Source organism: Devosia sp. (assembly GCF_017307495.1).
GTDB lineage: Bacteria > Pseudomonadota > Alphaproteobacteria > Rhizobiales > Devosiaceae > Devosia_A.
Genome location: NZ_JAFKHE010000020.1, coordinates 49,985 through 74,105, shown reverse-complemented (window position 1 = coordinate 74,105; position 24,121 = coordinate 49,985). Strand labels below are relative to the sequence as shown.

The 24,121-nt window shown below is 68.6% G+C and carries 26 protein-coding genes and 1 tRNA gene; 12 read left to right on the top strand and 15 right to left on the bottom strand.

Going from position 1 to position 24,121, the window contains the following annotated elements; genetic code table 11:
* Positions 1-11 precede the first annotated feature (11 nt).
* The 9 genes from J0I99_RS13015 (at position 12) to J0I99_RS12975 (ending at position 8,534) form a co-directional block, all read left to right on the top strand.
* Complete coding sequence (locus J0I99_RS13015; RefSeq protein WP_291398110.1) at positions 12-1,751, top strand: PQQ-binding-like beta-propeller repeat protein; 1,740 nt, start codon at positions 12-14, stop codon at positions 1,749-1,751.
* A 75-nt stretch (positions 1,752-1,826) separates the two neighbouring features.
* Positions 1,827-2,420: a c-type cytochrome gene (locus J0I99_RS13010; protein ID WP_291391988.1), complete on the top strand. Its 594-nt coding sequence runs from the start codon at positions 1,827-1,829 to the stop codon at positions 2,418-2,420.
* Positions 2,421-2,422: 2 nt separating this feature from the next.
* Entirely contained in the window at positions 2,423-3,181 is a 759-nt protein-coding gene (locus J0I99_RS13005; protein WP_291391987.1) for a hypothetical protein, read from the top strand.
* An 8-nt stretch (positions 3,182-3,189) separates the two neighbouring features.
* Positions 3,190-3,957 carry a pentapeptide repeat-containing protein gene (locus J0I99_RS13000; protein ID WP_291398108.1) on the top strand — a complete coding sequence of 256 codons (768 nt, stop codon included), beginning with the start codon at positions 3,190-3,192 and terminating at the stop codon, positions 3,955-3,957.
* Positions 3,954-4,451: a thermonuclease family protein gene (locus J0I99_RS12995; protein ID WP_291398106.1), complete on the top strand. Its 498-nt coding sequence runs from the start codon at positions 3,954-3,956 to the stop codon at positions 4,449-4,451. The genes J0I99_RS13000 and J0I99_RS12995 overlap by 4 nt, the downstream gene beginning before the upstream one ends.
* Before the next feature lie 132 nt (positions 4,452-4,583).
* Positions 4,584-5,189 carry a 3-isopropylmalate dehydratase small subunit gene (gene leuD, locus J0I99_RS12990; RefSeq protein ID WP_291391984.1) on the top strand — a complete coding sequence of 202 codons (606 nt, stop codon included), beginning with the start codon at positions 4,584-4,586 and terminating at the stop codon, positions 5,187-5,189.
* Positions 5,190-5,275: 86 nt separating this feature from the next.
* On the top strand, positions 5,276-5,665 hold the full coding sequence (locus J0I99_RS12985; RefSeq protein WP_291398104.1) for a RidA family protein: 390 nt from the start codon (positions 5,276-5,278) through the stop codon (positions 5,663-5,665).
* 175 nt (positions 5,666-5,840) lie between these two features.
* Positions 5,841-6,938, top strand: a complete 1,098-nt coding sequence (gene leuB, locus J0I99_RS12980) for a 3-isopropylmalate dehydrogenase (protein ID WP_291391982.1) — start codon at positions 5,841-5,843, stop codon at positions 6,936-6,938.
* A gap of 192 nt (positions 6,939-7,130) precedes the next feature.
* Positions 7,131-8,534: an aminotransferase class V-fold PLP-dependent enzyme gene (locus J0I99_RS12975; protein ID WP_291398102.1), complete on the top strand. Its 1,404-nt coding sequence runs from the start codon at positions 7,131-7,133 to the stop codon at positions 8,532-8,534.
* Between the two features lie 240 nt (positions 8,535-8,774).
* Here the strand turns inward: J0I99_RS12975 and J0I99_RS12970 are convergent, their stop codons facing one another.
* On the bottom strand, positions 8,775-9,020 hold the full coding sequence (locus J0I99_RS12970; protein ID WP_291398100.1) for a DUF1127 domain-containing protein: 246 nt from the start codon (positions 9,018-9,020) through the stop codon (positions 8,775-8,777).
* Between the two features lie 34 nt (positions 9,021-9,054).
* Positions 9,055-10,014 carry a homocysteine S-methyltransferase family protein gene (locus J0I99_RS12965; protein WP_291398098.1) on the bottom strand — a complete coding sequence of 320 codons (960 nt, stop codon included), beginning with the start codon at positions 10,012-10,014 and terminating at the stop codon, positions 9,055-9,057.
* A 250-nt stretch (positions 10,015-10,264) separates the two neighbouring features.
* Between J0I99_RS12965 and J0I99_RS12960 the strand changes: the two genes are divergently transcribed.
* The gene (locus J0I99_RS12960; protein ID WP_291398096.1) at positions 10,265-10,912 is read left to right on the top strand and encodes a TetR/AcrR family transcriptional regulator; all 648 of its coding nucleotides are present in this window, start codon (positions 10,265-10,267) and stop codon (positions 10,910-10,912) included.
* 165 nt (positions 10,913-11,077) lie between these two features.
* On the opposite strand, the gene J0I99_RS12955 is transcribed toward J0I99_RS12960, so the two are convergent.
* From J0I99_RS12955 to J0I99_RS12940, 4 genes are all read right to left on the bottom strand, one after another.
* Complete coding sequence (locus J0I99_RS12955; RefSeq protein ID WP_291398095.1) at positions 11,078-12,073, bottom strand: LLM class flavin-dependent oxidoreductase; 996 nt, start codon at positions 12,071-12,073, stop codon at positions 11,078-11,080.
* Positions 12,074-12,293: 220 nt separating this feature from the next.
* The gene (locus tag J0I99_RS12950) at positions 12,294-14,105 is read right to left on the bottom strand and encodes an ABC transporter ATP-binding protein (protein WP_291398093.1); all 1,812 of its coding nucleotides are present in this window, start codon (positions 14,103-14,105) and stop codon (positions 12,294-12,296) included.
* A gap of 517 nt (positions 14,106-14,622) precedes the next feature.
* Positions 14,623-16,002: an ammonium transporter gene (locus J0I99_RS12945; protein ID WP_291398091.1), complete on the bottom strand. Its 1,380-nt coding sequence runs from the start codon at positions 16,000-16,002 to the stop codon at positions 14,623-14,625.
* Between the two features lie 26 nt (positions 16,003-16,028).
* The gene (locus J0I99_RS12940) at positions 16,029-16,367 is read right to left on the bottom strand and encodes a P-II family nitrogen regulator (RefSeq protein WP_291398089.1); all 339 of its coding nucleotides are present in this window, start codon (positions 16,365-16,367) and stop codon (positions 16,029-16,031) included.
* A 295-nt stretch (positions 16,368-16,662) separates the two neighbouring features.
* Here J0I99_RS12940 and J0I99_RS12935 point away from each other — a divergent pair, with 295 nt between their 5' ends.
* Positions 16,663-17,880 (top strand): FAD-dependent monooxygenase, encoded by a 1,218-nt coding sequence (locus J0I99_RS12935; protein ID WP_291398087.1) that lies wholly within the window; start codon positions 16,663-16,665, stop codon positions 17,878-17,880.
* A gap of 94 nt (positions 17,881-17,974) precedes the next feature.
* Here J0I99_RS12935 and J0I99_RS12930 read toward each other — a convergent pair whose 3' ends face one another.
* The 3 genes from J0I99_RS12930 to J0I99_RS12920 are packed head-to-tail and all read right to left on the bottom strand — an operon-like array spanning position 17,975 to position 19,831.
* Positions 17,975-18,169, bottom strand: a complete 195-nt coding sequence (locus J0I99_RS12930) for a Trm112 family protein (protein WP_291398085.1) — start codon at positions 18,167-18,169, stop codon at positions 17,975-17,977.
* A gap of 38 nt (positions 18,170-18,207) precedes the next feature.
* Positions 18,208-18,873: an LON peptidase substrate-binding domain-containing protein gene (locus J0I99_RS12925; RefSeq protein ID WP_291398083.1), complete on the bottom strand. Its 666-nt coding sequence runs from the start codon at positions 18,871-18,873 to the stop codon at positions 18,208-18,210.
* A gap of 10 nt (positions 18,874-18,883) precedes the next feature.
* Positions 18,884-19,831: a co-chaperone YbbN gene (locus tag J0I99_RS12920; RefSeq protein ID WP_291389979.1), complete on the bottom strand. Its 948-nt coding sequence runs from the start codon at positions 19,829-19,831 to the stop codon at positions 18,884-18,886.
* 206 nt (positions 19,832-20,037) lie between these two features.
* On the opposite strand from J0I99_RS12920, the gene J0I99_RS12915 reads away from it, so the two are divergent.
* Positions 20,038-20,112, top strand: a tRNA-Gly gene (locus J0I99_RS12915).
* A gap of 92 nt (positions 20,113-20,204) precedes the next feature.
* Here the strand turns inward: J0I99_RS12915 and J0I99_RS12910 are convergent.
* The 6 genes from J0I99_RS12910 to J0I99_RS12885 form a co-directional block, all read right to left on the bottom strand.
* Entirely contained in the window at positions 20,205-20,372 is a 168-nt protein-coding gene (locus tag J0I99_RS12910) for a hypothetical protein (protein ID WP_291389978.1), read from the bottom strand.
* 19 nt (positions 20,373-20,391) lie between these two features.
* Positions 20,392-20,643: a hypothetical protein gene (locus tag J0I99_RS12905; RefSeq protein ID WP_291389977.1), complete on the bottom strand. Its 252-nt coding sequence runs from the start codon at positions 20,641-20,643 to the stop codon at positions 20,392-20,394.
* 385 nt (positions 20,644-21,028) lie between these two features.
* Entirely contained in the window at positions 21,029-21,235 is a 207-nt protein-coding gene (locus tag J0I99_RS12900; RefSeq protein ID WP_291389975.1) for a cold-shock protein, read from the bottom strand.
* Positions 21,236-21,449: 214 nt separating this feature from the next.
* Positions 21,450-22,598, bottom strand: a complete 1,149-nt coding sequence (locus tag J0I99_RS12895; RefSeq protein ID WP_291398081.1) for a serine hydrolase domain-containing protein — start codon at positions 22,596-22,598, stop codon at positions 21,450-21,452.
* Between the two features lie 115 nt (positions 22,599-22,713).
* A complete protein-coding gene (locus J0I99_RS12890) occupies positions 22,714-23,205 on the bottom strand; it encodes a ferritin-like domain-containing protein (RefSeq protein ID WP_291398079.1) in 492 nt (163 codons plus the stop codon).
* 134 nt (positions 23,206-23,339) lie between these two features.
* Positions 23,340-24,086, bottom strand: a complete 747-nt coding sequence (locus tag J0I99_RS12885; RefSeq protein WP_291398078.1) for a FadR/GntR family transcriptional regulator — start codon at positions 24,084-24,086, stop codon at positions 23,340-23,342.
* Positions 24,087-24,121 lie beyond the last annotated feature (35 nt).

The window sequence follows — 24,121 nt, the reverse complement described above, 5'->3', positions numbered from 1 at the left end:
AAGGGGGGAATATGATGCGTCTTAAACACCTGATGTCCGCGATGTTGGCGGGCAGCATGCTGGCGTTGCCCGGGCTTGCGCTCGCGGCCGACGTCACGGCGGAGCGACTTGCTGCCGCAGGCAGCGAGAGCGAAGCCAACAACTGGCTGTCGGTGCACCGCGACTACAGCGCCAGCCGCCACTCGCCGCTCAACGAGATCAACGCCTCGAACGTCGCCGGCCTCAAGCTCGCCTTCGCCATTCCGCTCGGCGGCAGCGAGCCGGCCGGCTTCGGCCCGGGCTCGATGGAAGGCACGCCGCTCGCCAAGGACGGCTTCCTCTACATCACCGACCCGTGGGGCACGCCCTACAAGATCGACGCGACCGACGGCAAGACCGGCAAGATCGCCTGGATCGGCGACACCGGCATCGACAAGGACCCGAGCCGCGGCATCCTGCTCGCCTCGCGCGGCCTGGCGCTGGTCGACAACCTGGTCATCACCGCTCTCAATGACGGCCGCGTCGTGGCGTTCGACGACGAGACCGGCGACGTGGTGTGGGACCAGCAGGTCGGCACCGAGCCGGGCGAAGGCTTCACCAATGCTCCGCTGGTGGTCAAGGACATGGTCCTGGTCGGCCAGTCCTACGGCGACTGGGCGACCCGCGGCTGGGTCGCGGCGCTCGACGCCAAGACTGGCGAGGAGAAGTGGCGCTTCAACACGATTCCCGAGCCCGGCCAGCCCGGTTCGGAAACCTGGAAGTGCGAAGAAGCCGGCAACCCCGACTGCTGGAAGACCGGCGGCGGCGCGGCCTGGGTGACCGGTTCGTACGACCCGTCCTCCAACACCGTCTACTGGGGCACGGGCAACCCGGTGCCGATGTTCGACCCCGAGTACCGTCCGGGCGACAACCTCTACACCAACGCCTCGGTTGCCCTCGACGCCGACACCGGCGAGCTCAAGTGGTACTTCCAGTACACCCCGGGCGACTACATGGACTATGACGAAGTCGGCGCCCAGCTGCTCGTCGACACCAAGGTCGACGGCGAAGACCGCAAGGTCCTGGCCCACTTCGGCCGCAACGGCATCTTCTACACGCTCGACCGGACCAACGGCTCGTTCATTGCCGCCAATCCATACGTGAAGCAGCTCAACTGGACCAAGGGCATCGACCCCAAGACCGGCAAGCCGGTCGAGTACGACGCGTCCAAGTCGCTGCAGGAATATGCCAACGGCGCCCTGCGCCGCGGTGGTCAGAACGTGCTGACCTGCCCGAACATCCAGGGCGGCATGAACTTCTGGCCGCCGTCGTTCGATCCGACCACTTCGGTTGCCTACGGCGCCGGGATCGAGGGCTGCTCGGACATGACCAACAAGGAAGAGAAGCCGGGTGAGAACTCGACGTTCAGCGGCGGTTCGCAGGCTGGCTCGGGCGCCCAGACCGGCTCGATCTTCGCCTTCGACGTGTCGACCGGCAAGCAGATCGCGCAGCTCGATCGTCCGTACCCGAACTATGCCGGCGTGATGTCCACCCCGGACCTGGTGTGGACCGGCGAACTCGACGGCACCTTCGGCGCCTATGACGCCAAGACCCTCGAGCAGAAGTGGTCGATCAACCTGGGCGGTTCGTTCACCGCTCCGCCGATCGCCTTCAAGGTCGGCGACAAGGAGTTCATCGCCATCGCCTCGGGCGGCAGCGCGCTGGTGACCTTCGGGCACCCCGAGCTGGCCAACCGTCCGGCCGCGAACGTGCTCTACGTCTTCGCCCTCTAAGGGCGGCACCAATAACGAACATTGGATCGGGCGGCCTAGGCCGCCCGGTCTCTTTGCCAGATACAGGAAGCCATGATGTCCCTCCGCAAACCTCTCGCGCTGCTCCTTGTGGCCGGCGCCCTCGCTGCGACCTCGGTCGCGATCGCCGCCAATGCCCCCGCCGGTGCGGGCGGAGCCGCCGCCGCGGCGCTGCCGGCCAACGCGGACCTGAGCAAGATCGAAGGCATCCCCGAGCTCGAGGGGGCCGACATCGTGCGCGGCAAGCGCATGTTCAGCTCGGCCGGCGGCAACTGCCTGTCGTGCCATGGCTGGGACGGTGACGGCACGGGCAAGAACCCGCGCTCGGAAGGTGCCGCCGCGCTGCTGCGCGAATCGGGCCTCGACGCCGCGGGCTTCATCCAGATCATCAGCTGCGGCATCCCGGGCACGCCGATGCCCTACCACGACAGCCAGGCCTACAAGGACGACCGCTGCTACGGCATGGTCGCTGCCGATTTCGAGGCCGGCCAGGAGCCGCACAAGGGCAAGTCGATCAAGAAGGACGACATCGTCAACCTCGTCGCCTACATCATGACCTCGATCCAGGGGAAGCCGAAGGCGACCTACGAGGATTGCGTCGCCTGGTTCGAGAAGTCGGCCGAGAAGGCGTGCGCCTTCATGAAGCAGTAGGCATGCGCCTCGCTGCCGCCGCGCTCTGGCTGGGTCTCGCGATGGCGCCGCTGGCGCCGTCGGCGGGCCTGGCGCAGGCCGAAGCGAAACTGACCTACGTCCCGGCCTTCACCATCTGGGACGTCAAGTTCGGCGCGCCGATCACGCAGATCCCGCTGAGCGCGGTGGCGCTGATTGCCTGCGGCACCAATGGCGGGCCGCCCTCGGTGCCGCTCAGGGACTTCACCGAGTTCGCCACCTGCCCGGCCGAGGCCTCCGGCCTGCACGAGGTGTTCTTCACCTACGACGACGAGCAGGACTACATCGCCAAGGCGCTGGAGGACGAATACCGCTTCGCCCAGGGCGGCACCTCGATCTATGCCCACCCGGTGGTGTTCACCGTGCTGGTCGACGCGGCCGGCATCGCGCGCGGCATCCGCATCGTCACCGACGAGCGGGCGGGCGAACGCGACCGGCGCGTCGCGGTGCGCCTCGCCGACAACCTCAGGGGCCGCTACAGCCCGTGGTCGCCGGCCTGCGAGGACATTCCCGCCACCGACGGGCAGCAGCCGGTGGGGTCGATCTTCATCCACCAGATCTGCACGGGCACGAGCCCCGACGGGGACGCCACCATGCGGCTCGAGGCGACCTACTTCCGCAAGAAGGGCCAGACCTCGATCAGCCGGGAGACCCAGCAGGTGCAGAAGAACTATTTCCAGAGCGCGACTCGGCTCGAGGTGGTGCAGCAGCCCTTCGCCCCCGACGCGACGCCGGTCAGATGAGGGCCGGCATGCGCATGCGCGCCATGATCGCCGTTGCCTTCGCCGTGCTCGCCGCCAGCCCGGCGCTTGCCGGTCCGGTCGAAGACCTGATCAGCGGCGCGCGCCAGGAATGCCGCGGCTGCGATCTCTCCAATGCCAGCTTCAAGAAGGCGGACCTGTCGGGCGTCGACCTCACGGGCGCCAACCTGAGCGGGGCGAGCTTCCACCGCGCCATCCTCAAGGGCGCCAACCTCACCGACGTGATCGCCGAGGATGCCAACTTCAACCTCGCCGACCTGAGCGGCGCGGTGCTGGCCGGCGGCCGCTTCAAGGGTGCGATGTTCTACGAGGCGCAACTGTCCGCCGCCAAGGCGCCGGGGGCCGACTTCAGCTACACGATGGCTCAGCATGCCCGGCTCACCGGCATCGACCTGACGGGCGCCAATCTCGACGCGTCGGTGCTGAAGGGGGCGCGGCTCAACAATGCCGACCTGACCGGCGCGAGCCTGAACCGGACCAACCTCGACAAGGCCAATATCGGCCGCACCAGATTCGACGCGGCGACGATCGACGGGGCCGGCTTCGTCGAGACCACCGGCTCGGGCGCCGCGTTCCGGGACGCAACGATCACCCAGACCGACTTTTTCGGGGCGCGGCTCGACAATGCCGATTTCACCGGCGCCCGGGCGCATGCCAACCGCTTCACCCGCGCCAAGGTGGACCTCGGCAGCATCGCGCCGGACCAGCTGACCAACAACATCATGCCCGACGGGCAGGTACAGAGGAGCGGGCAATGAAGACCCTGGCAACTGCCGCGGCCGCGGCACTCATGCTCACCGGCGGCGCCTTCGCCGAGGAAGTGGTGACGGGCGCCGCTAAGGTGGTCGATGCCGACATCGTCATGGTCGACAAGCAGCGGGTGATCCTGTGGGCCGTCGATGCCCCCGAGCGCACGCAGAAATGCCATGTCGGCGAGCTGCTGTGGGACTGCTACGGGGCGGCCCGGCAGGCGCTGGGCGAGCTCATCGCCTCGGGCGAGGCGAGCTGCACGCTCAAGGACGGCAAGCCGGACCAGTTCAACCGCCGCTTCGGCACCTGCACCTCGGCCGGCAAGGATATCGGTGCCGAACTGGTGCGCCTGGGCATGGCGCGCGCCTATGTCGAGCAGGGCGAGGACTATGTCGCCGAGGAGAACGAGGCCAAGGCGGCGCAGCTCGGCGTGTTCCAGCCTGGCGCCCAGGTCGACGACCCGTGGGCATGGCGCAAGCGCGACCCGCGGAATTACCGGTAGCGAGCCACGCTGCCGGTGGGGGTGGGCCACGCGCACCGGGCGGCCTTCGTTGCCGAACGCCTCGTCCCATGTCCGACTTGATTCGGCGGGCTGCATGCGTCATGACACGCCCACCGAAAGGGGTATCTCGAGATGGAAAAGTTCACGACCCTCACTGGCGTCGCCGCGCCGTTGCCGATCATCAACATCGACACGGACATGATCATTCCCAAGCAGTACCTCAAGACGATCAAGCGCACCGGGCTGGGCACGGCGCTGTTCAGCGAAATGCGCTACAACGAGGACGGCTCCGAGAACCCGGACTTCGTGCTCAACAAGCCGGGCTACCGCCAGGCCAGGATCATCGTCGCGGGCGACAATTTCGGCTGCGGCTCGTCGCGCGAGCATGCGCCGTGGGCCCTGCTCGACTTCGGCATCAAGTGCGTCATCTCGACCAGCTTCGCCGACATCTTCTACAACAACTGCTTCAAGAACGGCATCCTGCCGATCAAGGTGACACCCGAGCAGCTGGCGCTGCTGCAGGACGATGCCGAGCGCGGCGCCAACGCGACGCTCACCGTCGACCTCGCCAACCAGACCATCCAGGGGCCGGACGGCGGCACGATCCACTTCGACATCGACCCGGCGCGCAAGCAGGTGCTGCTCGAAGGGCTCGACGACATCGCCACCACGCTCAAGGCCGACCCGGCGATCACCCGCTTCGAGCACAAGCTGGGCGCCGAGCGTCCCTGGATCTGACGCCGCCGCGCCTTGGTTTTGTCGCGCTTTCGCGGCGGGAAGGTCTGCACCCTTTCCTGAAAGCGCTCCCCCGGGAGGAGGCAGACATGGTGATCCACATCTCGTCGCACTCGCCGTTCGAGGCCAGGATCGGCTATTCGCGCGCCATCGTGGACGGCAACATGATCTACGTGTCGGGCACCACCGGCTACGACTACAAGACCATGGAGATGCCCGACGACGTGCGCGACCAAGCCCGCAACGCCTTCGCCACCATCAGCCATGCGCTCGAGGAAGCCGGCTCGACCCTCAAGGACACGGTGCGGGTGCGCTACTACATCACCGACATGGCCCATTACGACGGGCTGGTCGAAGTGGCCGGCAAGGTCTTCGGCGAGATCCGGCCGGCAGCGACGATGCTGGTCTGCGGCCTCACGCGGCCCGAGATGAAGGTCGAAATCGAAGTGACGGCGCGCATGGGCGCGCACGAGCGCTGATGCGTTCAGGCATGCCGACCCTTCCTGCCTCGTCGGCAACCCGCTCCGGTGTCATTCCCGCGAAAGCGGGAATCCCTGTTTTCGGGCACCGAGCGCGCGGCAAACCGAGATCCCCGCTTTCGCGGGGATGACCCGGTGGACCAGACAGACAACCAAGCAAGCAACGAGATCTACCATGGCCCAGAAGCTCTTCCTCCTGCCCGGCGACGGCATCGGCACCGAGATCATGAAGGAGGTCGAGAAGGTGATCGCCTGGCTCAACAGCCAGGGCGAGACCGACTTCACGATCGACTCGGGCCTCGTCGGCGGCTGCGCCTATGACAAGCACGGCGTCGCCATCTCGGAAGAGGACATGCAGAAGGCGCTCGCCGCCGACGCGGTGATCTTCGGCGCCGTGGGCGGGCCAAAGTGGGACAAGGTGCCCTACGAGCATCGCCCGGAAGCGGGCCTGCTGCGCCTGCGCAAGGACCTCAAGCTGTTCGCCAACCTGCGTCCCGCCATCTGCTACCCGGCGCTGGCCGATGCCTCCTCGCTCAAGCGCGAGCTGGTCGAGGGGCTCGACATCCTGATCGTGCGCGAGCTGACCGGCGGCGTCTATTTCGGCGAGCCCAAGACCATCACCGACCTCGGCAACGGGCAGAAGCGCGCCATCGACACGCAGGTCTACGAGACCTACGAGATCGACCGCATCGTGCGTGTCGCCATGGACCTCGCCCGCACCCGCAAGAAGAAGGTGCATTCGGCCGACAAGAAGAACGTCATGAAGTCGGGCGTGCTGTGGGACGAAGTCGCGCAGGCGGTGGCCAAGGACTACCCCGACATCGAGTTCCACCACATCCTCGCCGACAACGCGGCCATGCAGCTGGTGCGCAATCCCAAGCAGTTCGACGTGATGGTGACGGACAACCTGTTCGGCGACATCCTGTCGGACGCGGCCGCCATGCTCACCGGCTCGCTCGGCATGCTGCCGTCGGCCTCGCTCGGCGCCCCCGATCCGGTGACCGGCAAGCGCAAGGCGCTGTACGAGCCGGTGCATGGTTCGGCCCCCGACATTGCCGGCAAGGGCATCGCCAACCCGATCGCCATGCTGGCGAGCTTCGCCATGGCGCTGCGCTACTCGTTCAACATGGTGGCGCTGGCCGACCGGCTCGAAGCGGCGATCTCGGCGGTGCTGGCGGATGGGCTGCGCACCGGCGACATCGGCGAGCAGAACCGCAAGACCGTCGGCACCGAGGAAATGGGCGCCGCGATCCTGAAAAAGCTGCAGGCCTAGCCTGCTCCCCTCCCCCTTGAGGGGAGGGGTTGGGGGGTGGGGGTCCATCGGGGATCACCGGACCACCCCCTCCCTCGGTCCCTCCCCTCAAGGGGGAGGGAAGGGTGGTGTCCGCGCCGCTGGCCATTACCCCATTCATCCCCGCTTCAGCTGCGCTATGCTCAGCCATCGGTGACCAAGGGAGATCATCATATGACCGACGACCTGCGACACCTTCTGGGCCGGGCGGTGGATCATGCCGTCGCCTATCGTGAGTCACTGGGCGAGAACTCCGGCCGGCCCGAGGTCGACTACTACAGCATGCGCCAGGCGCTGGCCGCGCCGCTGCCCGAGACCGGCAGCGCGCCCGAGGCGGTGCTCGAGGAACTGGTGCGCCTGTCGACGCCGGGACTGATGCCGATGGCCGGCCCGCGCTTTTTCGGCTTCGTCATCGGCGCCTCGCATCCGTCGGGCGTGGCGGCCGACTGGATGGTGACGGCCTGGGGCCAGAATGCCGGTTACCACACCCCCACCCCGGCGGCGGCCGCGATGGAGGAGATCGCCGAGGGCTGGCTGGTCGACATCCTCGACCTGCCGCGCGGCAGCTCGGTCGGCTTCGTCACCGGCGCCACCGTCGCCAACGCGGTCGGGCTCTCCGCCGCGCGCACGAAGGTGCTGCTCGATGCCGGCTGGGACGTCGATGCCGACGGCCTATTCGGCGCGCCCGACGTGGCCGTGCTGGTCGGCGACGACGCCCATTCCTCGGTATTCTCGGCGCTGCAGATGATCGGCTTCGGCTACAAGCGGGTCACCCGTGTCGCCACCGACGGGCAGGGCCGGATGCGGCCCGATGCGCTCGCGGCCGAGATCGGCAAGAGCAGCGGGCCGAAGATCGTCATCGCCCAGGCCGGGCAGATCAATACCGGCGCCTACGACCCGTTCGCCGAGATCATCGCCATCGCGCACGCGCACGGCGCCTGGGTGCATGTCGATGGCGCCTTCGGGCTGTGGGCGCGGGCGACGCCCGGCCACAAGCACCTGACCGAGGGCATCGAGGGCGCCGATTCCTGGGTCACGGACGGGCACAAGTGGCTGCAGGTGCCCTACGATTCCGGTTTCGCCATCGTGCGCGACCGCGAGGTGCACCAGCGCGCGATGACGCAGTGGGGCAGCTACCTGCCCTCGATCAACCAGGGCGACCGCGTGCCCTCCGCCTTCGTGCCGGAACTGTCGCGCCGGGCCCGCGGCATGCCGGTCTGGGCCATGCTGAAGACCCTCGGCCGGACCGGGGTCGCCGAACTGGTCGAGCGCCATTGCGGCTATGCCAGGCGCTTCGCCGAGCGGCTCGCCACCGAGCCCGGCATCCGCATCATGAACGAGGTGACGATCAACCAGGTGATCGTCAATTTCGGCGCGGGCGACGCCGCGGCGCGCAAGGCCGCGACCGAGGCGGTGATCGCCCGCGTGCAGCACGACGGCGTGTGCTTCGTCGGCGGCGCCGCCTGGCGCGGCGACTGGGTGATGCGCATCTCGGTAAGCTCGGGCGAGACCACCGAGGCCGATGTCGACATGTCGGCCGACGCCATCATCTCGGCGTGGCGGGCGGTACGGGGATAGCCGGGAGGCCCCTGTCCTGCAGGGCAATTGCGTATGGCGTGAGGACCCGAAAGGCCCCCTCACCCGGCCCTGCGGGCCGACCTCTCCCCCAGAGGGAGAGGTGGCGTCGCGGCGCGAGTGTGCCCCGGCGCGCGCCGATACCGTCGCCTTCTCCCCTTGCGGGAGAAGGAAGGCGGAGCTTGTTGCGCCATCATGCGCCCTCCCTCCGAACCGGCATGCTTGCCGGCTGGCCTGCCCCGCCTACTCGCCGGGGCGCACCGGGTTGAACAGCAGCGAGCGGTTGCGGCCTTCCAGGGCATCGATCAAGTCCTGTGGCTCGATGCCCATATCGCGCAGCAGGTAGCCATCCATGCGGCCCAGTTCGGCGAGCGTGATGCGCTGGAGGCGGCGCTGGCGCCAGCTGGCGAGCCAGCGGCGGAACGGGCCGGGGCGCGCCGGACGGGCGGTGGCCGGGGTCAGGTCGTCTTCGATATCGATGCTGGTCATCTGAGCGGATCCTTTCGGAAGCCCCCCGCTCGGTTCAGTGATGCTGGTGCGGGGACGGCAGGCAGGTGCTGCAGATCGCCCCGATATGGCGGTGGTCGGTGCCGCAGCAGCCGCCGATCACCCGGATATTGGGCAAGAGCGGCAGCAGCCGGGCGTAGCGCTGGGCCAGGTCGGTGGCGTCGCCGGTATCGAGCTCGGGCGAATTGTCGAGCTCGGCATGGCTCTTCATCGAGGCATTGACCCTGAGCCCGCCGATCCGGTCGACCCAGCGGCCGCCATGGCGCACCGTCGCGGCGAAATGAATGGGGTGGACGCAGTTGATCATGTAGTAGGCCGGATAGTCGCCGGTGGCGGCATCGACCTCGTTGATCGCCACCTCGAGCGGCTTGCCGCCGGGCAGGTTGCCGTCGGTCTCGAGCGTGAAGCTCAGCACCACCGGTAGGTCCAGGCGCCGGGCCAGCCGGGCGATGCCGACCGCCTCGGGCACGTTGGTGAGCGTATAGGCGCTGACATAGTCGGCCCCGGCTTCGGCAAAGGCCTCGACCTGCATGCCGTGGTAGGAGAGCGATTCCTCCACCGTCATCAGGCGATCGTGCTGCCAGGCGTCGCGGCGCGGACCGAGAACGCCGGAGACGATCGAGTCGACGCCGGCGGCAGCGAACTCCACCTGCATCTGCCGGCAGAACGCGACCGCCTCGATATTGGCCCGGCGCAGCGCCGCCAGGTCGAGGCCGGCGCGGAAGCCCCAGTCGGGGTTGGCGCGCCAGGTATTGGTGTCGAACAGGAAGGCCTGGCCGGCCTTCCGGCAGATCGGGATATAGGCGCGGTAGTAATCGCGCATCAGCTCGCGGCCGGTGGCGCTCATGTTCAGCAGGTAGACCGACATGTCCGGTACATCCTGGCCGAGATTGAAGATCATGTGGGTCTCGATACCGCCGTCGGTGACGAACATCTTGCCCGTCAGCTGGGGCAGCTCCTGTCGTGACATCTGCATGCCGTCTCTCCACAGGGGGATTGATTGAAACGGAAATCGAGGCTATTTGCCTCTCCGCGGGTGGCGAGACATATGACGACTCGCGCGTTCCGGCGCTAGCGGGAGCGTGGTCAAGTCGGGTGTCTCGACTGAATTGGTCAGCAGCCGGAACGGGTTGGGGTGGATTTGCCGCTTGGGGCGGTGGTTCGCCCGGGGTCGCGGAAACGCGAAAACCGTACCGGAGGTACCGTAACCGAGAGGGACCTGCCCGATGCGCAAAGGCAATGCGACGCGCGAAAGACTCCTGGAGATCGCCGAGGCGGCGGTGCTCGCCAAGGGGTTCGGCGCCACGTCGATCGAAGAGCTGATCGCCGAGGCCGGCATCACCAAGTCCGGCTTCTTCTACCACTTCAGGGACAAGAACGAGCTCGCCAAGGGCCTGCTCGCCCGCTACGGCGAGCATCTCGACCGGCTGCTCTCGGATATCTTCGGCCGGGCCGCCGAGCTCAGCGACGATCCGCTGCAGAGGCTGCTCGTCGGCCTGACGCTACTGGCCGAGCACATGGCGGCGATGCCGGACGGGCATCCGGGGTGCCTCGTCGCCATCATGAGCTACCAGGACCGGCTGTTCGACCGCGACATCCGCGCCATCGTCACCGAGATGACCCGGCAATGGAACGACCACTTCCGCGTCATGCTCGACGCCATCGTCGCGGTCTATCCGCCGCGTGACGCGGTGGATACGGGCCGGCTGGCGCGGATGATCGCCTGCGCCATCGACGGCGGCATCGTCATGAGCAAGTCGCTGGGCGAGCCCGCCGTGCTGCCCGAGCAGATGCTGATGGCGCGCAACCACATCAAGATGATCTTCCAGCCGGCCGCCGTGCATGTCGTAAGGGAAGCCGCGGCGGCGGCGTGAGCCTGCAATCTGGCGGTCATCCACCCGCCTCCCAATCTCCCAGTCGTCATCCGCGGACTTGATCCGCGGACCCAGGGATGTAGCGGGCATCGCTGGGTCCCCGGGTCAAGCCCGGGGATGACGGCGGTGAGTGTGGGTCTTGGTGTGGCTGAGATCAGGCGATCACTACTCCAACCCAAACGCCTCGGCCAGCAACCGGAACGAGCGCAGCCGCAGCTCGTAGTCCCACACCGTCGTCGTGACCATCACCTCGTCGGCGCCGGATTCGGCAACCTTCTTGTCGATCTCGGCCTTCACCGTCGCCGGCGAGCCGACGATCCACAGCGGGCGGTGCTGCGCGATGATGCGGCTCTCCTGCGGCGTGTAGTCGTGCGTCGCCGCTTCCTCGGGCGGCACCAGCTTGCGCACCTGGCCGGAGTGGAACAGGGCCCAGCTCAGCTCCTGGCTGCCGGAGAGGTAGCGCGCCTCCTCGTCGCTGGGAGCGACCAGCACCGAGAGCGCGATGATGGCGTGCGGCTTGGGGAAAGCCCCGGTCGGCGTGAAGGCGGCGCGATAGGCGGCGAAGGCGGGGGCGGCCGGGGTCTGGCTGAAATGGGCGGCGAACGAGTAGCCGACGCCGAGCTGGCCGGCAGCCTGGGCGCTGGCGCCGCTCGAGCCGAGCAGGAACACCGGCGGCAGGTCGACCTTCTCGGGCACGACGCGCACCGGGTGGAACGGATGGTCGGGGGCGAAATTGCCCTCGTCGAAGGCGAACATCTCCGCCAGTTCCTGGGCGAAGTATTCTCCGCCGACCGAGCGCAGCGCCGAGAGCGTGCGGCCGTCCGAGCCGCCGGCCCGGCCGATGCCCAAGTCGATGCGGCCGGGATTGAGTCCGTTCAGCGTGCGGTAGGTCTCGACCACGCGCAGCGGCACGTGGTTGGGCAGCATGACGCCGCCGGAGCCGACGCGGATGCGCGCGGTGTTGGCAGCCGAGGTGGCGATCAGTACTTCGGGCGAGGACGAGGCGATCGAGGGCATGCCGTGGTGCTCGGCGTACCAGACGCGGGTATAGCCGAGCTCGTCGCCAAGCTGGGCCAGCTTCACCACCTCGCGCAGTGCATCGGGCGTGGAGGTGCCCTCGGAGACGGGGGCGAGGTCGAGGATGGAGAGGGGGAGGGTCATGCGCCCTTATATCGGTGCTTGCCGATGGAAGGGAAGAGCGGCCGGCATCATCCGGCCGTCATCCCGGCGCACGCCGGGACCCAGTGCGCCGGACGTTCCCCATGCAAGCTGGTGCCGACCCATCGGTGATGGACCGGCGCGGTTCGTGTGCGGTTCGACCACCGAGCCATGGGTCCCGGCGTGCGCCGGGATGACGGCCGGTGGGCGGGAGCGCCGTATCTCACTCCGCCGCTTCCAGCCCCTTGATCAGTTCCAGCGCCTGGCGCTCGAACAGCCTCCGGTAGATGCCGCCGTCGCGCTTCACCAGCTGCTCGTGCGTGCCTTCTTCCACCACCTTGCCGGCGTCGAAGACCAGCAGGCGGTCGAGGGCGCGGACGGTGGAGAGCCGGTGCGCGATGACGATGGTGGTACGGCCCACCATCAGCCGCTCCATCGCCTCCTGGATCAACGCTTCGCTCTCGCTGTCGAGGCTCGAGGTGGCCTCGTCGAGGATCAGCACGCGCGCGTCCGACAGGAAGGCACGGGCGATGGCGACGCGCTGGCGCTCGCCGCCCGAGAGCTTGATGCCGCGCTCGCCGACCAGCGTCTCGTAGCCCTTGGGGAGCTTCTCGATGAAGTCGTGCGCGTTGGCGAGCTTTGCCGCCGCGATGATCTCGGCGCGGCTGGCGCCCGGCCGGCCGTAGGCGATGTTCTCGGCCAGCGAGCGGTGGAACAGCACCGGCTCCTGCTGCACGATGGCGATCTGGCGGCGCAGCGAGGCCTGCTGCACGTCGCGGATATCGGTGCCGTCGATGACGATGCGGCCGCCCGAGACATCGTGCAGGCGCTGGATCAGCTTGACGAAGGTGGTCTTGCCCGAGCCGGAATGGCCGACGAGGCCGACCTTCTCGCCCGGCGCGATGGTGACGTTGAGGTCGGTGTAGAGCGGCTTCAGGTGCGCGCCGTAGAGGAAGTCGACATGCTCGAAGGCGATGCCGCCCTGGCTGATGGCGATCGGCTTCGCGCCTGCCTTGTCCTCGATGCCGAGCTTCTGGTCATCGAGCGCCACCAGTTCCTCCATGTCGTTGACGGCGCGCTGCAGGTTGCGCACGTGCTGGCCGATGTCGCGCAGGTAGCCCTGCAGCACCAGGAAGGTGGTGATGACGAAGGTCACGTCGCCGGCCGTGGCCGCGCCGCTCTGCCAGAGCAGCAGGCCCGAGCCGATGATGGCGCAGCGCAGCATCCAGAGCATGCCGTTCTGGATGGTGCCGTTGAGCGTGCCGCGGTTCCAGGTGCGCGAGGTGCGCCGGCGCCACTTGTCGACGACGTGGCCGAGACGGGCTTCCTCGCGGTCCTCGGCCCCGAAACCCTTGACCACGATGTTGCACGAGACCGCATCGGCGAGCGCGCCGCCCATCCTGGTGTCCCAGGCATTGGCGAGGCTCGCGGCCGGCGCCACCCACAGGGTCGAGAGCGTGACGCTGACGGTGATGTAGACGAGCGAGCCGATGCCGACGACGAGGCCCATCACCGGCCAGAACAGGCTCAGCATCACGGTGGTGCCGACGAGCATGACCAGCGAGGGGAAGAGCGCCATCAGGATGACGTCGTTAAGGCTGTCGAGCGCCCACATGCCGCGCGTGATCTTGCGCACGGTCGAGCCGGCGAAGGCGTTGGCGTGCCAGTCGGACGAGAAGCGCTGCACGCGGTGGAAGGCATCCTGGGCGATGTCGCTCATCATCCTGAGGGTCAGCGCGATGATGTTCTGGAAGGCGAACTGACGGACGATCACCGCGCCGGCGCCAAGCGCGACGATGGCGAAGAAGGCGCCGAGCGCGCCGTTCCAGGCGATCTCGTCGGAGGCCGCGCCGCGGGCCACGGCCTCGACCAGCCGGCCGGCAAAGAACGGGGTGAGGATGTCGGCGATGGTCTCGGTGAAGAACAGGCCGACGATGAGCGCCACGCGGCGCGGTTGCCTCAGCCAGTGGCCGGCGGCGAAGCGCAGCACCTTGCCGTACACCTGGCCGCGCGGGTTTTTCCTTGAAGAAGCCATATCGATCGTCCGGAGGCTGGGGGCAGCCATCCGGTCCCGGGAGAAAGTGAGAAGTCTGGAACGGGCCGGAAACATGCCCGGCGGCTGGTGGCAGGTCCCGTGCGGGGACCGCGGGGCCTAGCGGCGTCGTCCGCTGCGGGACCCGGCGAGGCACGGTCGGAATGCTGTCATGTCGCGCCTCCCTGTGGCTGGACCAGGACGGGCAGTCATAAAGCGGAAACGCGGGCGCGGCAAGCCGGCCGGACGCCGGGGTCGGCGAGGCAGGTGGGCGGTCAGCGGCCGAGCGGACGCCTGGCGGGGCGTACGGAACCCGGCAGGCCGGGCCTCGGTCCGTTGACCGGGGTGTGCAGCCCACGCGTTGCGAGTGGGAAGCCTCTGTGGCGGGCCAAGAGGAACGTGAGCTGCACGCCGCGGTCAGCGGCGGTGGAGGGGAGAGCCGGGCCCCAACCCGGCTCTCCGACTGACGCAGGCCGAGGGGAGGAGGTCCCGGCCCGCGGCAGGGGCGTCTCCCGTCGCCCTAGTTGTAGGCGTGCTCGCCGTGGCTCGAGATATCGAGGCCGTCGGCTTCGGCCGTCTCGGAGACGCGGGCACCGTTGAACACCGCCTTGACGATCAGCATGGCGACGAAGGCCACGATGGCCGACCACACGATCGAGACCAGCACGGCCTGGAGCTGGATCCAGAGCTGGCTGCCGATGTTGTAGGCGGCCGCATCGCCGAGCGGATAGCCGCCGAGGCCGGGGGCCGCGACGATGGCGGTGCCGAGCGCGCCGACGATGCCGCCGATGCCGTGCACGCCGAACACGTCGAGCGCGTCGTCGTACTTGAACATCGGCTTCAGCGTCACCACGGCCCACAGGCAGACGAGACCGGCGACGGCGCCGAGCACGATCGAGCCCATGGCGCCGGCAAAGCCGGCGGCCGGGGTGATGGCGACGAGGCCGGCGACGGCACCGGAGGCGGCGCCGAGCAGCGAGGCATGGCCGCGGGTGAACTTCTCGCCGATGGCCCAGGCGAGCGCGGCGGCGGCCGGGGCGACGATGGTGTTCAGCACGGCCTGGGCGGCCAGGCCGGTGGCCTCGAGGTTGGAGCCGGCGTTGAAGCCGAACCAGCCGACCCAGAGCAGGCAGGCGCCGATGAAGGTGAAGGTCAGGTTGTGCGGCGGAATCGGCTCCTTGAGGAACTCCTTGCGCGGCCCGAGCACGATGGCGGCAACGAGGCCGGCGACGCCGGCATTGATGTGCACCACGGTGCCGCCGGCGAAGTCGTAGGCGCCGAGGTTGTAGAGCAGGCCGCCGGCGAACCACACCATGTGGGCGATCGGCAGGTACGAGAAGGTGAACCACAGGGCGACGAACAGCATCACGGCGCCGAACTTCATGCGCTCCGCCAGGGCGCCGACGATCAGCGCCGGGGTGATGGCGGCAAAGGTCAGCTGGAAGCAGATGAAGGTGAGTTCCGGAATGTCGATGCCGGCCGAGAACGTCGCCGACTGGCTGGCCGGGGTGACGCCGGCGAGGAAGAGCTTGGAGAAGTCGCCGATGAAGGCGCTGAGCCCCCCCTCGCCCGGGCCGTTGAAGGCCAGCGAGTAGCCGTAGATCACCCACAGGATGGCAATCATCGAGAAGGCGGCGAAGACCTGCATGAGCACGCTCAGCATGTTCTTGGCGCGCACCAGGCCGCCGTAGAACAGCGCCAGGCCCGGAATGGTCATGGCGATGACGAGGATGGTGGACAACATCATCCAGGTGGTGTCGCCCTTGTCGACGGTGGCGGCGGCCTGCGCTGCGGCCTCGACGGCCGGGGCGGCCGCGTCCTGCGCCAGGGCAGGCAGGGCGAGCGCCAGCGTGGCCAGCGCCGCAGCTCCCACGACTTTTGACATCTTCAGATCCGTCATTGTTGGTTCTCCAGAAGGATGCGGCGTCACAGCGCCGAGGCGCCGGTCTCGCCGGTGCGGATGCGGGTGACGGCCAGCAAGTCGAGGACGAAGATCTTGCCGTCCCCGATGCGGCCGGTCTGGGCGCTCTCGCGGATGGCGGTGACGATGGCGTCGGACTGGGCGTCGTCGACGGCGATCTCGATCTTCAGCTTGGGCAGGAAGTGCACGGCGTACTCGGTGCCGCGATAGATCTCGGAATGGCCCTTCTGCCGGCCATAGCCCTTCACTTCGGTCACGGTCATGCCGTGGATGTCGAGCGAGTTGAGGGCCTGGCGGACCTCTTCCAGCCGCGACGGTTTGATGATTGCGATCACCAGCTTCATGGATGCCCCTTTCGATCCTGGGTCGGTGTTTGGATGTCTCCAATCGGCTGAGTCAGACTCAAACGCCGTGCCAGACTGCAGCCGCATTCCCCAAGGCTTTGATCTTCAAGCGCTTTCATCCCGTTTCCGGGAACGTCACAGTGGCGCAGCGGACCGTTGTGGCCACCCTGACGCCGCAAAAGTGAGCATGATTTGCGCGATTGCACAATCGGTGTGCATACGGTGGGCGACGCCGGGAGCGCTGGACAGGGACGGCATGACGCGCCACATAGCGGCAGGCGCGGAGGAATTTCCCATGGCCGGCAACCAGTATGACATCATCATCGTCGGCGGCGGCCCGGTCGGGCTGACCATGGCGCTGGCGCTCGGCCGCTCGATGAAGGGGCTCAGGGTCGCCCTGGTCGACCGCCGGCCGTTCACCGTGCCGCGCGACCAGCGCTCCTGGGCCCTCGCCGCCGGGGTCAAGCGCATCTTCGTCGAGCTCGGGGTGTGGACCGGCATGGCGGTCGGGGCCGAGCCGGTCAGGCAGATGAAGATCACCGATTCCGGCGCCGGCGACATCTCGCGGCCGCTGTTCCTGCATTTCGAGGGCGACGTGGCACCGGGCGAGCCGTTCGCGCACCTGGTGCCGAACGGGCTGGTGATCGAGCAACTGCTCGGCGCGCTCGGGCCGGAGGTCGAGATCGTCGCGCCGGCCGAGATCACCGAGTTCGTCGCCGATGCGGGCGCGGCACGGCTGACGCTGGCCGACGGCCGCACGCTCGACGCCCAGCTGGTGATCGCCGCCGATGGCGCGCAGTCCTGGCTGCGCAACCGGGCCGGGATCGGCACCATCAACCACGACTACCGGCAGGTCGGGCTGGTGGCGACCATCGCGCACGAACTGCCGCACCAGGGCACCGCCTACGAGCACTTCCGGCCGGCCGGCCCGTTCGCCAGCCTGCCGCTGCCCGGCAACCGCTCGTCGCTGGTGTGGACCGAGACGCCGGAGCGCGCCGCCGCGCTCAGGACCTGGCCGCAGGCGGAGGTCGAGGCCGAGATCGAAGCCGTCATGGGCTCGACGCTGGGCCGGGTGACGCTCGAGGAGCCGCTGCAGTCCTTCCCGCTCCGGCTGCAGATCGCAAGATCCTTCGTCGGCAGGCGGCTGGCGCTGATCGGGGACGCGGCGCATGTCATCCACCCGGTCGCCGGGCAGGGGCTCAACCTCGGGCTCAAGGACGTAGCGGCGCTGGCGCAGGTTGCCATCGAGGCGCTGCGACTGGGCCAGGATGCGGGCGGCGACGACGTGCTCGAGCGCTACCAGCACTGGCGCCGGTTCGACACGGCGCTGATGGTGGCGGTTACCGACGGCATGGTGCGGCTGTTCTCCAACGACGTCGCCGCGGTGCGCGCCATCCGCGACTTCGGCATGGGCCTCGTCGAGCGCATGCCGCCGGTCAAGGATTTCCTCATCGCCCGCGCTTCCGGCCTCGACCGCAACGGGCCCAGGCTGCTGCGCGGGCTGCCGATCTAGTCCAGGGCCTTTCGCTGTCTGCCTGAGACGATGCCGCTTTCCCACCGGCCGTCATCCCGGCGATCGCATACCTGGAAGCGGAGCCCGGCGCGCCTCACACCCGGTGCTGGCCCATATCCTCGGGGTCGATCTCGCGCGCTTCGTCGATGCTCAGCATCGGCACGCCGTCGCGGATGGGAAAGGCGAGATGGGCGGCGACCGAGATCAGCTCGGTGCCGTCGGCCGAGAGCGTCAGGCGGGTCTTGGTCAGCGGGCAGACCAGCATTTCGAGCACGCGGATATCGATCACGTGGCGGGGGTCGGCCGCCGGTGGCCGGGCCGGAGCGCTCAATTGAGCGGGGAGGCCCGGTTGCCGCCGCGCGCCATCTCGAACTCGGCCATGGCGATCAGCGTCTCGGCGCGGGTCTCGAGCGTTGCCGCCTCGAGCAGGGCCTGCTTTTCGGCGGCGCCCCAGGGCGCGACCATGGCGCAGAAGTTGACGAGGTCGGCGGTGCCGGTCTTCTCGATCTCGTCCCAGTCGAGGTCGAAATTGCCGAACTCGGCATAGTCGCGCATCATCTTGAGGAAGCGGGGCCGGTCGACCGCGTCCTCGCCGAACTCGCGCTCGAAATCGGAGGCATAGGCGCTGGCGTCGATCATGGCGCGGCGGAAGGGCGTCATGGTCGGCAGCTCCTTGATCAACTCGAAGCGGCACAACCCCTCGAGGATGACGAAGTAGCGCGCCTCCTCGACCTGCTCGAACTGCACGATGCGGCCGACGGTGCCGACCTTCTCGAGCGGGACGCGGCCCTCGGGGCTTTCGACCGAGGTGTCGCGCGGCTGGATCAGCCCGATCAGCCGGTCGCCCTTCAGCGCATGGTCGACCATGTCGAGGTAGCGCGGCTCGAAGATGTTGAGCGGGCGGCGCGCATAGGGCAGGAGCAGCGCGCCGGTCAGGGGGAAGACCGGAACGCTGGCGGGCAGGTCGGCGGGGGATTGCGGGCGCTTCAGCACCTCCGGACTCCTAGCTGAAGAGCAGCGCCGAGAGCAGGCGCCGGCCCTTGAGGGTAGCGGGGTCCTTGGGGCCCCAGGCTTCGAACAGCTCGAGCAGCTTCTTGCGCGCGCCATCCTCGTTCCAGGCGCGGTCGCGCCGCATCAGCGCCACCAGCGCTTCGGCGGCCTCGAGGCGCTTGCCCTCGGCATTGTATTTCACCGCCAGGTCGAAGCGGGCCTGGTGGTCGTCGGGGTTGTGTTCGACCTTGGCGGCGAGTTCGTCGGTCTCGCTGAGCGTTGCGGCCTCGCCGAGGAGCCTCAGCGACTGGACCAGCGAGGTGTAGGCGTCGCCCTTGCGCTCGGCCTCGGGCATGGTGTCGAGCACAGCCTGCGCCTGCTCGGTGTCCTCGGCGGCGAGGAAGACCCTGGCCATGCCGAGGATGGCGCCGGCGTGGTCGGGCTTGTGCTGCAGTACCATGCCGTAGATCTGCGCGGCCTGGTTGAGGTCGCCCTGCGCGAGCGCCTCGTCGGCGGCGGCGACGGCGTTCTTGATCTCTTCCTCGATCGAGCCGGGGGCGGGCTGGCCGGCCGGAGCGGCGGCGATCACCTTGTCGGCAAAGCGCCGCACCTCGCTTTCGGGGATGGCGCCGAGGAAGGCATCGACCGGGCGGCCGCCGGCAAAGGCGAACACGGCGGGGATCGACTGGATGCCGAGCTGTCCGGCGACGCCCGGGTTCTCGTCGATATTGATCTTCACCAGCCGGATCTTGCCGGCCTTCTCGTTGATCACCTTCTCGAGATTGGGGGTGAGCTGGCGGCACGGGCCGCACCAGGGGGCCCAGAAATCGACCAGCACGGGCGCCTCGAGCGAGGCATCGATGACGTCGGCCTTGAAGGCGCGATCGGTCGATTCCTTGATCAGCGCGGCCGGCGGCGTGGCGGCCGAGGGAGTGGCGGTGTTGAGGTCGTTGAGCGACATGCTGGTGTTTTCCTGCCCGACCGGGCCGCCGAAAGGCCCGGATCACCTTGAGATTGTTGTGCCCCGATGGGTCCCGGAGGCAAGCCATATCACGGCTTGCACGAGACCAGAATTATGGGTTGCAAACCCGCTTTCGATTGGGCATATAGGCGCCCGTCGACCCGATGCCAAGCGCAACCGCGCGGCGACATCGGATGGACTGGAGTGCGGGTGTAGCTCAGGGGTAGAGCATAACCTTGCCAAGGTTAGGGTCGAGGGTTCGAATCCCTTCGCCCGCTCCATTATCCTCCCGACGCAAAGGGACGATGACAAAGGCGCCTTCGGGCGCCTTTTTGTTTTACCGCGACAATAATGGGAGCCGGCCGACCGACCGTCAGGGCTGCCGGTAGCGCAGCTGGCGCGCCAGTTCGGCGGCCGAGTCGCGTTCGCCGCAGGCGCGGTCGAGGATTTCACGCGCCTGCGCGAGCGTCAGCCCGAACGAGTTGGCGAGGAAGGTCGCGGTGTACTGCGGGCGGGCGGTGGCTGCGGAAGCATCGGTCATGACGGGCGTCCGTGCTGGTTCAGGCGGCGACGCGCAGGCGCGGCAGCGGGTAGCGCGCCGACTCGTAGAGCGCGCGGATGGCGTCGCCGTCGTAGCGCTGCTCGCCGACCTCGAGGAACGAGCCGGTCAGCCAGGTACCGGGGACATCCTCCATGATGTAGCGGATGGCCTCGGCTGCCGTGCCGAAGCGGCGGTACTGTTCGCGCGCCGACTTGGCGTAGCGGCGGCTGGGGTAGAGTTCGGCGGTCGCGCCGTAATCGAGGTCTGCCATTGTCTCTTCCTTTGCGTTGATGCGTGGGCGGCGCGGCGTTGCTGCTTGCGCTCGAGCGGGTAGTCGTCGCTGCGATAGAGCTCTGCGAGCGCGGCGCCGGAATAGACCCGGTCCCCGACCTTGAGCCGTGCTCCGGCCAGGCTGACGGGAGCGGCTTCCTCAAAGGCAAATCGTAGCGCGTGTGCGGCGACCCGGAAGGCCCGCGGGCCCAGCGTCGTCGCGGTGTCCCAGTCGCGGCCGAGAAAGAGCTCGGCGGCGTGCTGGTAGTTCAGGTCTGTCATATGTGTCCTATGGACCCGCGCCAATGGCGCAGGTCGCTGTCTCGCCCCGTCGTTCAGTCGCGGGGCGTGGGGCCGACCTGCGTGGCAGGTCGAGCGGTCGTGGGTCAGGCGAGGTTCAGGTTGGTGGCCGAGAGCTTGCCGTCGCGGCCGCTCTCGAGGTCGTAGGTCACCTTCTGGCCCTCGGCCAGGCCCATGATGCCGGCGGCCTCGAGCGCGGTGGCATGGACGAAGGCGTCCTTGCTGCCATCGCTCGGGGCAATGAAGCCGAAGCCCTTGGTTGCGTTATAGAATTTCACGGTGCCGTTGATCATGGCGAAGTTCTCTTTCGGTTGTGGGTCACGCCAGAGGGCGAGAGCACACGTTCCCTCGCCGCGACATGCGGCAAGGGCCTAGACGTCTGCAAAAGCGGGGACCAAACAACCGGCGAACCGGACGATCAGGAGCCAACGATGGCTGCAACGTACATCCTATATGGGGTCGCGCTGGCCGGAAAGCAAGGCCGCGGCGCCGGAAAGGTCAGGCCGGTCAGCGGACGAGCACGTCCCGCAGGGCGGCGACGACGCCGTTGCCGCGCGGATCGGGTGGGCTTTCCATGCGGTTGGTGAGGTAGGCGAAGCCGACCCGATACTCGGGATCGGCAAAGGCGACCTGGCCGCCGGCGCCGTCATGCCCGAAGCTCCTTGCCGTCAGCAGGCGCCTGGCCTCGGCGTCCAGCATGAAGCCCATGCCCCAGCGATAATACGGCGGCAGGCCCGGGTAGATGCCGGGGCCGCCCGAAACCTCGCGTGTGGCGCGCGCGATCACCTCGGGGCCGACGGTCCGCAGCCCTTCGGTCCGCGCCACCGCGGCCGACCAGAAGGTCGCGAGCCCGTCGGCGGTGGCGACGCCGCCGGCGCCGGGCAACTGGGCGGCGAGCAGGCGCCGGTCGTTGAAGCCGCCGGTCGGCGTGGCCAGCGCCAGGGGCAGGGCGTTGCCGAAGCTCAAGGCCCGCTCCGGCCAGTTCGGCTCGGGCGGCGGCGGCAGCGTCGGCTGCGGGTCGGGCGGGATCACCGTCAGGTGGGCCGGCACGACCCGGTCGGGGATGCCGATCCAGAGGTCGGCGCCGAGCGGGCCGGTGAGTTGTTCCAGGTAGGCGCCGGGCATCATCCCGGTGACGCGGCGCACCAGTTCGCCGCTGAGCCAGCCATGCGTGATCGGGTGGTAGGCGTAGCCCGAGTCCGGCTTGAACAGCGGGGCCTGGGCCGCGAGGGCCTCGACCATGGTGTTCCAGTCGCACAGTTCGTCGACGGTGAAGTCCCGGTCGATGGCGAGCAGGCCGGCCCGGTGCGACAGGGCCTCGCGCACGGTGATCGCCGCCTTGCCGGCGGCCGCGAACTCGGGCCAGTAGCGCGCCAGCGGGGCGTCGTAGTCGACGAGCCCCTGCTCGACCAGCCGGGCGACCAGCACCGACATCACGCCCTTGGTGCACGAGAAGATGACGCTCGGCGTATCGGCCTGCCACGGCCGGCCGGTGCGCGTGTCGGCGGTGCCGGCCCAGAGCCGGGCGACGTAGGCGCCATCAACGCGGATGGCGAGCGCGGCGCCCATGCCCGGGCGGTCGGCAAAGCCCTGCGCAAAGGCATCGGCCACGGGTTCGAAGCCGGGCGCGACCTGGCCCTCGATACGGATCGTCATTGGTGCCCCCTCGCAACTGGGTGACACTGTGGCCGATCCGCACGGGAAAGGCGACCGAGCCCTAAGGCTAGTCCTGCGGCCGGGTTTGGACGCCCGGCCGCGCGCCGGGAGCCGGCTAGGCCGCCTTGAGGTTGACCTGGGCCATGGCCAGCTGGGTCAGCTTGCGGTCGGTCGTCTCCTCTTCCTTGAGCGTGGCCTCGAGGAGACTGGCGGCCTGCTTCAGGCCGAGCTGCTGGGCCCAGGTCTTCAGCGTGCCGTAGCGGGCTATCTCGTAGTGCTCGACGGCCTGTGCGGCGGACACCAGGCCGGCGTCGAGGGCCGGCGTGTCCTTGAAGTCCTCGATGATCGACTTGCCTTCCTCGATGATGCCGAGGATGGCTTCGCAGGTCTTGCCGCGGGCCGGCTTGCCGATCAGCTCGAACACCTGCTCGAGACGGTCGACATGGCCCTCGGTCTGCTGCAGATGCTCCTCGAAGCCCGCCTTGAGTGCGGGGGACTGGGCGGCCCGGGCCATCTTCGGCAACGCCTTCACGATCTGCTTTTCGGCGAAGTAGATGTCCTTGAGGGTATCGAGGAACAGGTCGTCGAGTGTCTTTTCGGCGGGCATGGTTCGCTCCGTGTGGTTGAGTGGCTGTGCGACGCTCACAGACCCCACCAATCATCGAGCGCCGCCAAGGTTCCACGACCTGCTGCCCGGTTTGGGGGCATGGACGGGCGTTGGCATGCCGACGGAAGCCCGCGCTACCCGCCCAGGCCGCCGTCGTGGGCGAGGCTCCATTCGCGGTAGCGGCGGCGGCCGTCCTCGAGGTGGCGGCGCATGGCGAGGCGGGCTTCGTCGGGCTTGCGCTCGGTGATGGCGTCGAAGATGCGCTGGTGCTCGCCGGCAATGACCTCGAGGAACTCGGCCTTGCTCTTCTCGTCGGCGAAGCTGGCGCCCAGGGCGCGGCGCGGGATCAGCCGTTCGCCCATCTCGTCGACGAACAGGCGGAAGCGCTTGTTGCTGGTGGCATCGGCGATGGCGCGATGGAAGGCGCGGTCGGCGTCGCTGGCCAGCGTCTTGTCGCGCACGCTGTTGCGGAACTGGGCCAGCGCCTGCGCCATGCGCAGCAGGTTCACCTCGGTCCGGCGTTCGGCGGCGAGGCCGGCGGCCTCGACCTCGACCGAGATGCGGAACTCCATGAAGTCGAGGATGTCGGCGATCTCCTCGGGCGCGGCCATGAACAGGGAGAGCCCGCCGGCCGCCGGCGGCGGGGTCTCGACATAGACGCCGCTGCCGCGCAGCGAGCGCAGCCGGCCCTCGGCCTTGAGGCTCGCTATGGCCTCGCGCACCACGGTGCGGCTGACGGCGAACTGCCGGCAGAGTTCGTCGGCGGCGGGCAGCTTGTCGCCGGGCTTGAGGTTCGATGCCTCGATCAGCCTCATCAGGTCGAGCTTGACCCGGTCGGTCAGGTGGACGGGGGCGGCGGCAATCATCGGTTCAAGAACCATTCATCGGCGTGGCCAGGCGGCGGCGGGAACAAGGC